12 protein-coding genes are annotated in these 12,457 nt (G+C 74.3%); 8 read left to right on the forward strand and 4 right to left on the reverse strand.

Features of this window, described 5'->3' with window-relative positions:
- Window positions 1-115: 115 nt before the first annotated feature.
- Window positions 116-1,276 carry a polysaccharide deacetylase family protein gene (locus tag ACWCYO_RS38325; protein ID WP_270141862.1) on the reverse strand — a complete coding sequence of 387 codons (1,161 nt, stop codon included), beginning with the start codon at window positions 1,274-1,276 and terminating at the stop codon, window positions 116-118.
- A 340-nt stretch (window positions 1,277-1,616) separates the two neighbouring features.
- On the opposite strand from ACWCYO_RS38325, the gene ACWCYO_RS38330 reads away from it, so the two are divergent.
- Both ACWCYO_RS38330 and ACWCYO_RS38335 read left to right on the forward strand, forming a co-directional pair.
- Window positions 1,617-1,886 (forward strand): hypothetical protein, encoded by a 270-nt coding sequence (locus ACWCYO_RS38330; protein WP_270141860.1) that lies wholly within the window; start codon window positions 1,617-1,619, stop codon window positions 1,884-1,886.
- Between the two features lie 208 nt (window positions 1,887-2,094).
- Entirely contained in the window at window positions 2,095-2,583 is a 489-nt protein-coding gene (locus ACWCYO_RS38335) for an NUDIX hydrolase (protein WP_449786782.1), read from the forward strand.
- A gap of 15 nt (window positions 2,584-2,598) precedes the next feature.
- Here the strand turns inward: ACWCYO_RS38335 and ACWCYO_RS38340 are convergent, their stop codons facing one another.
- Window positions 2,599-3,138, reverse strand: a complete 540-nt coding sequence (locus ACWCYO_RS38340) for a PTS-dependent dihydroxyacetone kinase phosphotransferase subunit DhaM (protein WP_333493431.1) — start codon at window positions 3,136-3,138, stop codon at window positions 2,599-2,601.
- 417 nt (window positions 3,139-3,555) lie between these two features.
- On the opposite strand from ACWCYO_RS38340, the gene ACWCYO_RS38345 reads away from it, so the two are divergent.
- From ACWCYO_RS38345 to ACWCYO_RS38360, 4 genes are all read left to right on the forward strand, one after another.
- Complete coding sequence (locus tag ACWCYO_RS38345) at window positions 3,556-3,801, forward strand: DUF397 domain-containing protein (protein ID WP_270150810.1); 246 nt, start codon at window positions 3,556-3,558, stop codon at window positions 3,799-3,801.
- A gap of 787 nt (window positions 3,802-4,588) precedes the next feature.
- Window positions 4,589-5,083 (forward strand): hypothetical protein, encoded by a 495-nt coding sequence (locus ACWCYO_RS38350; RefSeq protein WP_270141857.1) that lies wholly within the window; start codon window positions 4,589-4,591, stop codon window positions 5,081-5,083.
- Between the two features lie 65 nt (window positions 5,084-5,148).
- Entirely contained in the window at window positions 5,149-5,232 is an 84-nt protein-coding gene (locus ACWCYO_RS38355; protein ID WP_355211871.1) for a putative leader peptide, read from the forward strand.
- Between the two features lie 171 nt (window positions 5,233-5,403).
- Window positions 5,404-6,681, forward strand: a complete 1,278-nt coding sequence (locus ACWCYO_RS38360) for an acyl-CoA dehydrogenase family protein (protein ID WP_449786783.1) — start codon at window positions 5,404-5,406, stop codon at window positions 6,679-6,681.
- Between the two features lie 57 nt (window positions 6,682-6,738).
- On the opposite strand, the gene ACWCYO_RS38365 is transcribed toward ACWCYO_RS38360, so the two are convergent.
- Window positions 6,739-7,950, reverse strand: coding sequence for an aminoglycoside phosphotransferase family protein (locus ACWCYO_RS38365; RefSeq protein WP_270141854.1), 1,212 nt, complete (start codon window positions 7,948-7,950; stop codon window positions 6,739-6,741).
- A gap of 470 nt (window positions 7,951-8,420) precedes the next feature.
- Here ACWCYO_RS38365 and ACWCYO_RS38370 point away from each other — a divergent pair, with 470 nt between their 5' ends.
- Window positions 8,421-9,902: a DNA-binding protein NsdB gene (locus ACWCYO_RS38370; RefSeq protein ID WP_449786784.1), complete on the forward strand. Its 1,482-nt coding sequence runs from the start codon at window positions 8,421-8,423 to the stop codon at window positions 9,900-9,902.
- 120 nt (window positions 9,903-10,022) lie between these two features.
- Here ACWCYO_RS38370 and ACWCYO_RS38375 read toward each other — a convergent pair whose 3' ends face one another.
- The gene (locus ACWCYO_RS38375) at window positions 10,023-10,559 is read right to left on the reverse strand and encodes a hypothetical protein (RefSeq protein WP_270141852.1); all 537 of its coding nucleotides are present in this window, start codon (window positions 10,557-10,559) and stop codon (window positions 10,023-10,025) included.
- Window positions 10,560-10,845: 286 nt separating this feature from the next.
- Between ACWCYO_RS38375 and ACWCYO_RS38380 the strand changes: the two genes are divergently transcribed.
- The gene (locus ACWCYO_RS38380) at window positions 10,846-12,345 is read left to right on the forward strand and encodes a HEAT repeat domain-containing protein (RefSeq protein ID WP_270141851.1); all 1,500 of its coding nucleotides are present in this window, start codon (window positions 10,846-10,848) and stop codon (window positions 12,343-12,345) included.
- Window positions 12,346-12,457 lie beyond the last annotated feature (112 nt).

Here is a 12,457-nt window from a genome sequence, read left to right on the forward strand (position 1 = left end):
GCCTGCGCCAGCTCGTCGCCATCCTGACCGGGGCGGCCGAGCCGGAGGAGCCGACCGACCCGATCGGCGGCCGGCGGAAGTCGAGCCGGTCGACTTCCCACGGCGGCGGCAGCCGTCAGGCGACTGCTTGGCGGCGCCAGCGGCGGTAGGCGGGTTCGAGGCCGGAGAGGATGGTGTCGAAGCGGCGGGTGCTGGTGGTGGAGTCGACCTGGAGGCGGCTGATCTGGAGGGGGTGGGTGGGGAGACGGGGGCCGAGGCGGTGGTCGGAGAGGAAGCCGAGGCGGTAGCCGAGCTCCTGAAGAACGGTTTCGGCGCGGGGGTCGTGGCCGCCGTCGGGGTAGGCGAAGGCGATCGGGCGTTCGCCGAGCCAGTGGGTGAGGGCTTCGTGGGCGCCGGTGATCTCGGCGCGGACGGTGGCGTCGTCGCAGCGGCCGAGGCACGGGTGCCCCTGGGTGTGGTTGCCGATGGCGACGCCGCCGTCCCGCAGTGCGAGCAGGTCGGCGGGGGTGAGCTGTTCCTGGCGGGGTGGCCGGCGGTCGGCGCTGACCCGCAGTTCGTGCAGGCTGCGACGGCGGTCCGGGTCGGGCATGGCCTTGAGCCGGGGGAGCAGCTGGGAGGGGTGGCCGCAGTCGAGTGAGCGGGCGCGGCCGCCGTGGCGGGCGAGGAAGTCGGCCTCGTGCCACCAGAAGGGGCGCTCGGTGCCGATGAGTTCGGAGATGACGAAGGCGGTCGCGGGGATGCCGCGCGCGTCGAGGGCGGGCAGGGCGTGGGTGAGGACGCTCCGGTCGGCGTCGTCGAAGGTGACCAGCACGCTGCGCGGCGGCAGCGGCCGCCGCTCGGTGACGGCCTGGAGGACGGCCTCCAGCGAGACCGGGGTGGCGAGCCTTCGCAGTCGGTCGAGCTGGGCGCCGAAGGAGCGGTGGTCGGTCACCCCGTGGTAGGCGAGGACGGCGAGTCGCTGGGCGGCCCGGGCCCGGAACAATGGTTGTACGGGGGCGAACCGCAGCCATTCGCCCCGCGCGTCCTGCTGTTCCGTCCCGATCTGCTTCGCGTCGACGTGCCCCGTGTCGACGTGCCCCGCGTCGACCGGCCTCGCGCCGACAGGCCTCGCCTCGAAGCGCGAGGCCTCGAAGCACTTGGCCTCGACGGCCGGTCGGGTCCGGCCGGCGCCGTGGTGGTCGGCGGCGCAGCCGGTGGGCGGCGGCAGGGCCCGCACGCCGGGTACGGGCCTGGCGCGGGCTGTGGAGGTCGACGGGGTGGATTGGGTCTGCGGCAACGGTTCCCCCTTGGTCGCCGAGCGGCGTGGCGGTACCGCCGGAGGATGGAGCCCGGCCTCCGACTCCAGGGGGCGGCGGCTCCGCCCCCTGGGTATTCCGGTTCTCGGTGGGGGGTTCTCACCCGTCCCGTGAACGGCTCCTGGATCACTCGATGCCATTGAGACCGCTGCACCGGACGGATGGTTGTACCGGGGGGACGAGGATTTTTCGTGGACTGATTGTGGAGCACGCACACGCGTCCGCAGGCCAGGAGCACCCCGGACGGGCAGTTGCACAGCGTGTTCGGGCCGTCACTTCCTGCGGGCTGCCGCCCGGGCCGGCCCGGGGTACCTTGGGCTCATGGCAGATGCGGACCGTGATCCCTTCCATCTGCACGGTGCGACCCGCTGGGGACGCGCGTGCAGCGGTGGAGCCCTGGTCACCCACCGGATTCCGCTGGCCGTGGCGGGCCTGGCCTGCCTCGCGCTGGGCATCGTCGTGGCCGTGATCGTTCCGGACAGTGACGGTCCGGCCTGGGCGATGGCGGTGGCCGGCTGCCTGGCGACGGGCGTGCTGCTGCTCGGCCGGATCGTTTTCGGGGTGCTTCGCCGGCGGGGCGCCGCACTCTGACGGTGACCCGACAATTTTCCGCGCACCGAGTCGCCCGCGCCAGTGCGATTGATCAACAGATCGAACGAAATTGGCCAGAACGACCGAATGCCATCTCATCCGACAATCTCTCGCGCTCTTCTTTCACCATTTCCGGACAACGACTTCATCCCTCTTTACTGTGAATGGGTTCTCGAGCGGCACCAGACGGCTCGATAGGCTGCGCCCCATGGCGATACCCCCCTTCCTCCTCGAGCTCCGCTCCCTCGTGGGCACCCGTCCGCTCTGGCTGAGCGCCGTCGCCGCCGTCGTGGTGGACGACCGGGACCGGGTGCTGCTCGCCCGCCGGGTCGACGACGGGCGCTGGGCGTCGATCGGCGGCATCCTCGACCCCGGCGAGCAGCCGGCCGACGGCGTGGTGCGCGAGTGCCTGGAGGAGACCGGTGTGGTGGTCGTGCCCGAGCTGCTCGCCTCGGCCACCGTCACGCCGCCGGTCACCTACCCGAACGGCGATGTGACGGAGTACCTGGTGCTGACCTTCCGCTGCCGGGCGGTCGGCGGCGAGGCCCGGGTGAACGACGACGAGTCGTTGGAGGTGGGCTGGTTCGCACTGGACGAACTGCCGCCGATGCTCGACTTCGAGCACGACCGGCTGCGCCACGCGCTCGAGTGCCGCGGCCCGGCGGTCTTCACCTGGGACGGCCGCGAGCACCCGTAGGGAGCCCCACGACGGTCAGTCCTTCTGCTGCCGGTAGGCCTCCTCCGCCGCATCCAGTACTGCCGCCAGGTCCCCGCCCGCCGTGGCGGTCGCCGTGGCGGCCACCGCGCCCTCCACGAAGGGCGCGTTCGCGAAGCGGACCGGGAACGGCAGGCCGTGCTCGTCGGCCTCCGACAGCAGGGCCCGCACGGTGGTGACCGCGCCGCCGAGGTCCGCGAGCACCACCACGCCGTGGCCCTGGTCGACCCGCCGGGTGGCGGCGGCCACCAGCACCGCGCTGATGCCCGGCCCGTCGGCCGGGTCCCCGCCCGTCGCGGCGACCGGCGCGGGGGAGTCGGATCCGGTCAGGGTGAGCGCCAGGGAGCGCACGGCGGTGGCCAGTTCCTGGCTGTGCGAGACCAGGACGATCCCGACCCGGCCGTGCAAGGCGGTCCGGGCCGGGGTGGGCCGGGGCAGCGGGGTGGGCGAGAGCGGGGCGCGGGGCGCCGGCGGATGGGCCGAGGGGGCGTCGGAGATGGGGATGACGTCGGCGCGGGTGCCGTCCCGGCGGCTCATCGGCTGCTCCCTAAGGCGGGGTCGTGGTCGGGTGGTGGGCGGGGTCGTGAACGGGGCGCGAGGGGGTCCTGGACGGGTCGCGGGCGGACCGTCGGCGTGCGGGGCGGTGCGAGCGGCGCGGCGGCGGCCCGGGGCCCGTACCGAACCGTCGAGCGGCCCGTACCGAACCGCCGGCCGATCCCTGCCCGGCGGGCGGGTCCGTACGCGTCCTGGCAGCACTCTGGCAGCTGCCCGGGGCCCCGCCGGTCGGGACACGCCCCACCGCGCCCCGACCGCTCCTCCGCCGGCCCTCCTCCCCGGTCCGGCAGAGTCCTCGTCAACCCGCTGACCGGGGCCGGGAGGTGTGGTTAGGCTGATCGTGGAACGCCGTCGGGAGGAGATCGGTCAGTGGCAGTGAACAGCGGTACGGACACCGGGCTGGACGCCGGTGCGGTCGGGGCGAAGCCGGAGCTCGCGCCGAACGGGAAGCCGAAGGTGGACTTCACCGGGGCCGAGTGGCTGTGCAGCAGCCAGGGCGTCGGGGACGTCCAGATCGCGTTCGTGGACGGGTACATCGGGATGCGGGACGGCCGACAGGAGGACGGGCCGATCCTGGTCTTCACCCCGGCCGAGTGGCGGGCCTTCGTGCTCGGTGCCCGGGACGGCGAGTTCGACCTCACCTGAGCCACCCGCGCCGTCCGGGCGCACCCGCGGAGCGGTCCGAGCCGCCGGCACACGTGCCGCGTCCGGGCCGCTCCGCCGGTCGTTCGGGGACGGTTCGGGAGCTCGGACGCTGATTTCTGGTACCGAACATCACAACTGATGATCTTTTGAGCGTGTCCCGTCAGAATTTCTGTTGACTGTTAGACAAACGCAGCTGAGTATGAGCACAGGCAGACGCCGTGCCCACCGCCCCCACGCGGCCAGACACGGCGCCTGCTGTGCGGCCCGGCAGCAGCCAGGCCATGCCTCCCAGTCATCCCCTGCGCACCGGGGTGCGTCGGCCGGTCCCGGCCCACGAGGGGCCGGCAGTCGCCGGGAGGCTGGCGCCGAAGCCGAGAGCGACTCGGACAACGGCACCTTTTGCTCGGGACCCGCACGCCCCCACGCGGCGGCGTCCCGAGCAGATCCACGGGAGCGACGGGCCGGGGCCCCGCGGATCTGGTCTCTTGGTGCATGGAACTGCGATGGAACTGTTGGCTTGTGTGTTGTGGTGTGTGCGATGACGAAGCTGGGTGCTCGGCAGTTCGGCATGACAAGTGCACAGTGAGGGAAACGCGTGTAGGGCCGCGTTGCGACATGCCGTCCCCCCGGAGGGTGAGACCCAGAACGGCTGTCGTGCTGAACCGAACGTAGCCCGGACGGTTGCTCAGAGTCAACATTGGTCTCTGAGCGTCGACCTCCCGCCCGACCCCCGTCGGTGTCCCACCCGCCTCGCGGGTGTGGTGTGCCGGACACGTACGATGTTCCCATGTCTTTTCTCCGCCGTCGCTCCGGACAGCCCGCCGGCCCGGACTTCGACGTGCTCGCGATGGACCCGGGCGACTGGCCCGGCGACTTCGGTGCGGCCATGATGACCGGCCCGGACGGCTCCTGCCAGGGCATTTTCCTGCGCTACGACCTGTTCGGCGGCAGAGGCCCGGCGATGTTCATCGGCAACCTCCCCGAGGGCTCACCCGCCCGGGAGACCGGCGACGAGGTGCCCTTCGAGGTGCGGCAGCTGCTCGCGGCGTTGGAGAACGACGAGCCGGTCGAGTTCGTCTCGGCCGAGGACTTCCCGGTCATGCTCGGGGACGACCTGCTGATCGTGAAGAAGGTCAAGGTCAGCGAGGAGCGAGTGTTCTGCGCCCAGTTCGACCGCAGCGACGGCGTGCTGGTCACCATCGCGTCCTGGGACCGACCGATTTCGGACGACCTGTACCAGCTGCTGAAGCCGCTCCCGGCCGACATGTTCCAGCAGGGCTGACCGGGCCCGCCCGGGGCCCGGACGCTGCTTGACGGTATCGATCACCGGTTCGTACAGTCGCGGACATGCCGTGCCGTCTCCCGCTGTTGACCCGCCGCAGGCATCTGGACCTGCGCCGGACCGCCAGCGCGGTCTGTCCGGGCCGCTGAGGGGGGATCTCGCCCCGTGGCGGCGGGCGGCCGACACCGGACCGGGTCGGCGCCGACAATCCCGGGGGTGGTCGGAGGCCGGCCTCCGGGGCCGCCGGCCGGTTCCGCGCGCCCGTACGGCGTGCCGCCCGCACTCGCTGAGCCCACGCTGCCGCCCGGAGGCACCAGTCCATGACGACCACCGCCGCCAACGATCGTTCACCGAACAATCGTGCCCGAACCGAACCGTCGGATTCCGGCCACATCGCGTCGCCCGCGAAGCCCACGGCCCCCGCCCCGGCGCCCGGACCCGCACCGGAGCGCTCGGCGGTCGAGGCCGCCCTGGCCGGCCTGCCCCGGGTGGTCGACCTGCTCGCCGCCCGTGCCGAGGAGCACGACCGCGACGCCACCTTCCCGTACCAGGGCATCGAGGCCGTCCACGAGGCCGGGCTGCTCACCCTGACCGTCTCCCCGCGGTACGGCGGACCGGGCGGCACGCTCGCCGACACCCTCCAGGTGCTGACCCAACTCGGCCGCGGGGACGCCTCGGTGGCCGTGGTCACCGCCTTCACCCTGCTCCAGCACGCCGAGCAGGCCCGCCGCGCGGGCTGGCCGACGGCCGGCTACCGGCGGCTGCTCACCGAGTCCCGGCGCGGGCCCGCACTGGTCAACACGCTCCGGGCCGAGCCCGGCGGCCGGCCGGACGCGCTGCCCGGGACGGTGGCCCGGCGGGACGACGACGGCTGGCTGCTGACCGGCCGGAAGACGTACTGCACCGGCGCCGAGGCACTGGCCTGGATGGCCGTCACCGCGCGGACCGACGAACCCGAGCCCAGGGTCGGGACGTTCCTGGTCCGCGGCGAGAGCGAGGGCATCGAGATCGACCCGACCTGGGACCAGCTCGGCCTGCGGGCCAGTGCCAGCCACGACGTCGTCCTGGACGGGGTGCGGGTTCCGGTCGAACTCGCGCTCGGCCTGCGCACGCCCGGCCAGGAGGACCACGCGGAGGCCGAACTCGCCCGCGCCTGGCAGGATCTGGCCCTCGCCGCGGTGGCGATCGGGGTCGCCCGGGCCGCCGCGGCCTGGCTGGTCCGCTTCCTGAACCAGCGCACTCCGGCCAATCTGACCGAACCGCTTGGCACCCTGCCGCGCTACCGCTGCGCCCTCGGCGAGATCGAGGCCCAGCTGATCGGCGCCGAGGAACTGGTCCACGGCCTCGCCCCCCGGGTGGACCGGGGCGATCCGGACGCCGTGGCCCGGACCGGCCCCGCCCAACTGCTGGCCACCCGGGCCGCCACGGCGGCCGTCCAGCAGGCCGTCGCGCTCACCGGGAACCCGGGGCTGAGTCGGCGTCACCCGCTGGAGCGCTACCTGCGGGACGTGCTGAGCAGCCGGGTGCACCTGGCTGCCGAGGAGGCCGTCCTGGACGCCGTCGGCCGGGCCGCGCTGGGAAGCGGCGCCCGGCCGTAGCGGCCCCGGTGGTTCAACCGCCCCCGCGGATCCGGCAGTTCCGCAGGACCCGGCGGTTCAGCGGGTGCCGACCGCGGCCCGGACGGCCCGGCGGGCCAGCGCGGCGTCGTCGTAGAGCCGGCGGATCATGATCCGCTGCTCCTCGCCGGCGCCCGGCACGTCGTACAGCCGGATCTCGCGCATCAGCACCAGCACCAGGTTCACCAGGAACGCGTCCCGGGCCAGCGTGCCGCCGCTCTGGGCGAGTTGGCTGATCTGGCGGCGGGCCGCGGTGTCTCCGGAGAGCACGCTCCACAGCACCGCCAGGTCGTAGCCCGGCAGGTACCAGCCGGCCTGCTCCCAGTCGACCAGCACCGGGCCGGACGGCGCCAGCAGCATGTTGCTGAGCAGGGCGTCGCCGTGGCACAGCTGCAGCGGGGTGTGGCCCAGGCCGTGCAGCAGGCCGCGCAGGTCGCCGGCGTCCCGGTCGGTGAGCTGGCCCACCGAGTGGTAGCGGGCGATCTCCAACTGGTAGTCCAGGCGCGGCTGGAAGACGTCGCTCGGCGGCCGCCAGAGGTTCAGCGTCCGGACGGCGCCGAGCAGCGCCCGCACCTCGCCCGGGGTGGGCGCGTTGACCGGGTGGCGTTCCCGGGCGGCCGGCCGCCCGGGAACGCGCTCCATGACGAGCACGCAGCGGTCGTGGTCGGCCGCGACCAGCCGGGGCAGCCGCACCGGTGGGCGGTGCCGGACGAACGCCCGGTAGACCGCGACCTCGTGGTGGAAGTCGGCCACCAGCTGCTCGAAGTACTCACTCCGCACCGCCTGCGGCGCCAGGCACTTGGCGACCACCGGAGCCCGCCCGATGGTGCCCGCCACCAGGATGTGGCGGCTGCCCTCGCGCAGGACCTGGCGCGGAGTGAACGCGGGACATATCCGCGCGACGCTGCCCAGCGCGGCCCGGACCGCCGGGGTCTGCAGCGCCGACGGATCGATCCGCTCCGGTCCGACCGGCTGGCCGGGCCGCCGGGTGCGCAGCACCTGGCCGTCGGCCTGCCGGGCGAGCGGGAGGCGGTGGCCGACCGGCGGGGCGGCCTCGGGGCCGCGCAGCCCCAGCGCGGTACGGCCGGCCGGGACCCGGGCGTCCGTGGACCGGCCCTCGGTGCCGCGCGGAGCGACCGGACGGCTCGCCGGGGGCACCTGCTTGGGCCCGGGACGGCCGGTGGCTGCGGTGGGGGGGCGCAGCGCGGTGCGGGTCGCGGTCGGCGTGGGGGTCGTCGCTGAGGAGTACATGGGCTGAGGGTGGTCCCTTCCGGTCCGTCGGCGGGTGCGCCCCGCGGGGCGGGAGGGCCGTCGCCGCGTGCTTCCTGGCGCGACGGCGGCCCTGCTTCGGTCGGTGGGTGGAGCGCGGGCGCCGGGCACGGACGCGGGGTCGGGAACCCCTGTTCGGCGGTGTTCCGACCGTCCGCACCCTGGGGAATGCGGTCGGCCGGACTGCCGTGGCCGTGCCCGGCGCCCCCGCGCCACCCGGCCGCGCCACCCCCTCGGGTGAGGACCGGGAGCGTCCCGTGCCACGGTCGGGGGACAGCCCCGGCGCTGGTGGGACGCCGCCCGACCCGAGGGGCGAGGTGGCGCACCCCTACAACACACCCGTCGGGCACTGGCTTTGTAGTCTGGCGGGCCCTGGCGAACGGTGGCGAATGCTCGCCTGGCACTTGCCGGAGCCTCTAGCCTCGAAGTGCCGAGGAACCTGGGGGCTTCATTTGAGCAGGGAACCCAACACCCGACTCGCCGATCTGTTCGTCCTGACCGGATGGTCCAAGGGCGAGTTGGCGCGGCTGGTCAACCGTCGGGGTGCCGCGCTGGGGCAGCAGCAGCTGTCCACGGACACGTCGAGGGTACGGCGGTGGATCGAGCAGGGCGAGATCCCGCGCGATCCGGTGCCGAGGGTGCTGGCAGCCGTGTTCACGGAGCGGCTCGGCCGTGTCGTCACCACTGAGGACCTCGGTCTGGAACGACACCGGCCCACCAGGTCCGGAGCGGATCCCTCCGCAGCAGTGCCATGGTCGCCGGAGCGAACAGCCGCGGTCCTCACCGAGTTCACGGGAATGGACCTCATGCTGAACCGACGTGGATTGGTGGGCGCCGGAGCCGCGCTCACGACCGGGGCGGTCATCGCCGACTCGCTGAAGGGCTGGCTGGGCGGGGACGCGGTCGCGTACGCGGCCTCCGTGCCCGGGCCCCGCCAGGTGGTCACCGGGGGTGGCGCGCGCCCGGTGGTGGACGTGTACGACGCGGGCCCGGTCGGGCTCGACGAGGTGGAGTCGCTGGAGCGCTCGGTGCAGGTGTTCCGGGCCTGGGACGCGGCCCGCGGCGGCGGGCTCCAGCGCAAGGCGGTGGTCGGTCAACTCAACGAGGTGGCCGGTCTGTTGACCCACCGCCACGCACCGGCGGTGGAGCAGCGGTTGTGGCTGGTCGCGGCCAACCTGGCGGTGCTGGCCGGCTGGATGTCGCACGACGTGGGCCTGGAGCCCACCGCCCAGCGGTACTTCATGATCGCGGCCGAGGCCGCCAAGGAGGCCGGTGACCGGCCGCGGGCCGGCGAGGCGATCTCCCGGGCCGCCCGGCAGATGGTGCACCTGGGCCGGGCCGACGACGCGATCGAGCTGATGTCGGCGGCCAAGGCGGGCGGCGGGCTGCTGCTGCCCAGAACGCGTGCGATGTTCAACACCGTCGAGGCCTGGGCGCACGCCTCGATCGGACACTCCCAGGACACCTACCGGTTGCTCGGCGAGGCGGAGGACCTGTTCAGCGAGGAGTCGCCGGAGCCGGCGCCGTCCTGGATGCAGGTCTTCGACGAGGCCGAACTGCGCGGCATGCAGGGGCTGGTGCTGCGCACCCTGGCCGAGCACGACCCGGCGGCGGCCCCCCGGGCCCGGCGGCACGCGGAGCGGGTGATCACCCTGCGGGAGGGCACCGGGCAGCTGCGCTCGGCGCTGTTCGACCGGATCACCCTGGCCTCGGTGGAGTGGATCACCGGGGAGCCGGACGCGGCGGCGTTCCAGGCCAAGATGGTGATGAACCTGATCGGCCAGAACTCCTCGCACCGGACCTGGGACCGGCTGCGCGAGATGTACCGGCTGACCGCGCGGTACCGGGGGCTGCCGGTGGTGGACGAGCTGCGGGCGGAGCTCGGCCGGGAGCTGCGGGCGGCGGACGCCAAGAACCGGCCGCGGCCGTCGTGAGACGGGCGGCCGGTGGGAGCCGGTCGGGGAGGGGGCCGAGGCGCGGGTTCGGGCTCGGGATCGCGCTCGGGACCGGGATCGCGCCCGGGACCGGGTTCGCGCTCAGGCTCGGGATCGGGCTCAGGCCGACGGGGCCGGCCGGAGCAGCATGCGCAGTGCGGTGACGGTGCCGTCCGCGCCGAGCACGGGTTCGCCCGCGCACTCGACGCTGTCGTGCCGTCCGCCGGTGCGGCGGACCCGCAGGGTGCTGGCGGCCGGACGGCCGTGCACCAGGGCGTCGGTCATCATCCGGCGCAGCAGCGGCCGGTCCGCCTCGGGGAGGCGGTCGGGCAGCCGGTCGAGGCTGAGCGGGCCGTGGCCGGGGTCGCAGCCGAGGAGGAGGTAGGTCTCCGCGTTCCAGCGGATGCCGTCGGTCAGCAGGTCCCACTCGGCCGAGCCGACGATCGGCCGGTCGGCGGGCTCGTGGCTGCCGGGGTGGCCGCCGCTGTCGAGGGAGGGGCCGGACGGCTCCTGCGCCGTGCCGTCCACGCTGCCCTCCGTGCCGTTGTCGGAGCCACCGCCGGTGGTGCCGTCGGTGCTGCCGTTCGCGTCGCCCGCCGGGGCGCCGTCCACCGTGGCGGTGTCCGGCGGGCGGGCGGTGCGTAAGGGCATGTCCATGGCGGATCCATCGCTCGGTGTAGCCCCAGCGCGGGGCGTCGGGAGTGGTGAGAAGACTGTCGCACAGCGCCCGTGCCGGTGTGGGCGATTTGGACAGAACGCAGGCAAAATTCCCCTGGCATATGCCACTGTGGCAGCAGCCTTCGTCGCCCTGTGTGCGGAAGGGGATCCGAGGCGGTAACCTTCGGTGATTCCGGCGCCCGGGCGCCCACCGCAGTACCGACCAGAGACCCCCGGCGACGGAAATCCCGTTGCCACTACGACCGCCGCAACGGATGCTGACCTCATGTTCGAGCCAGTGATAGCACCTAGTGCCAGCCTCCTAGGCCTCCTGCAGCGAGGCCGCGGTGACGGGCAGCTCCACGCGCTGGCCGCCGACCGTGCCGAGGCCATCGCCGCGCTGGAGGAGTGCGTCACCAGGGATCCGCGGGCCGACTGGCAGGTCGAGAGCCGCTCCCTCTACTACGCCCGCCTCTACATGGAGCTGGAGGCCTCCCTCGACGGGATCGAGGACCACCTCCACTCCGCCGAGGACCTCGTCAGCGACGACGAGAGCCGCACCGGCCTCGCCCTCTCCGTCCTGGGCCACCTCGCCGCGTACGGCCGGCGCGACGCGCTGCTGATGCTGCGCGAGTACGCCGCCACCGGCGCCAACTGGGCCTGGGCCCTGGACGAGCTCGCCCTGCGCGACGACGACCGGGGCCTGCTGCTGCTCGGCACCGCCGTGCTGGACCGCTTCCCGCCGGGCCCCGAGGGCGACGCCGAGCTGCGCGAGTTCATCCGCAACGCCTACGAGCCCAGGCCCTGGCGGCTCTGGGCGGCCTACCACCCGAGAGTGGCCGCCGCCGGTGAGCAGTCACCCTTCGACCTCTGGCAGCGCCAGATCAACCGCAGCGGCGTCACCCCGGGCTGGTCCACCGCCGACGTGCTGGCCTGGGCCGACCAGGGGCAGCTGGGCGACCTCGGCGCCGGCGCCTTCCTGGGCCGCCCCGAGCCGGCGCACGTCGACGAGGACCGGTCCGGCCCCGACGCTGTGGACCGCCGCGCCGCCGCGGCCGCCCGCTGTCTGACCGCCGTCGTCCGGCCCGAGGACCGCCCGGTCCTGCTGGAGGCCGCCCGCGACGGCCTGCCCGGCGCCCGGCGGGCCGCCCTGCGCTACCTGGTCGACCAGCGCGACCCGGCCGCCCTCGAACTGATCGAGGCCGCCGCAGCTGACGTGGACGACCGGACCGTCCGGGCCGCTCTGGAGCTGCTCGGCCGGATGCGCGGCCCCGAGGTGCTGGCCCAGGCCCGCCGCTGGGCCGACCCGGCCAGCGGGGGAGCCGACAGCGCGCTCGGCGAGACCGCCGTCCGGCTGCTCGCCGACGCCGGGGAACCGGAGGACGCGCCGCTGGTGGTCGCCGGACTGCGCCGCTGGATCTCCGTGCGCGGGGTCAGCGGTACCGGCCTGGGATCGCTGGTCGACGGTGCGGGGCGGCTGGCCGCCGCCGACGCCGTCCCGGTCCTGCGCCACATCTACGGGGAGGCCGCCTCCTCCGAACTGCGCGGTCGCGCCGCCCGGGCGCTCGCCGTGACCGATGTGCACTTCCCCGAGGGGCCCGCGGTCGAGTGCCTCTGGGACTGTGAGGAGTCCACGCGCGAGCTCGCCGCGCGCCACGTCGCCACCACGGGCGACGCGCGTGTGCTGGAGCGGCTGCGAAGGCTCGCCGCCGACCCGGCCGAGGAGGCCGAGGTCCACGCCGCCGTCCGCGGCCGATTGACCGCCGCCCGGGAGTTCGGGCGCTAGGTTCACCCAGCATCCAGTGGGCCGGGAGGACGGGGACCGGGTCCGGGGTGCGGCGGGCGAGCTCGGCGAGGACGTGGAAGAGGACCTCGCCGAGCAGCACCGGCTCCCGGGA

Source organism: Kitasatospora sp. NPDC001683 (genome assembly GCF_053596495.1).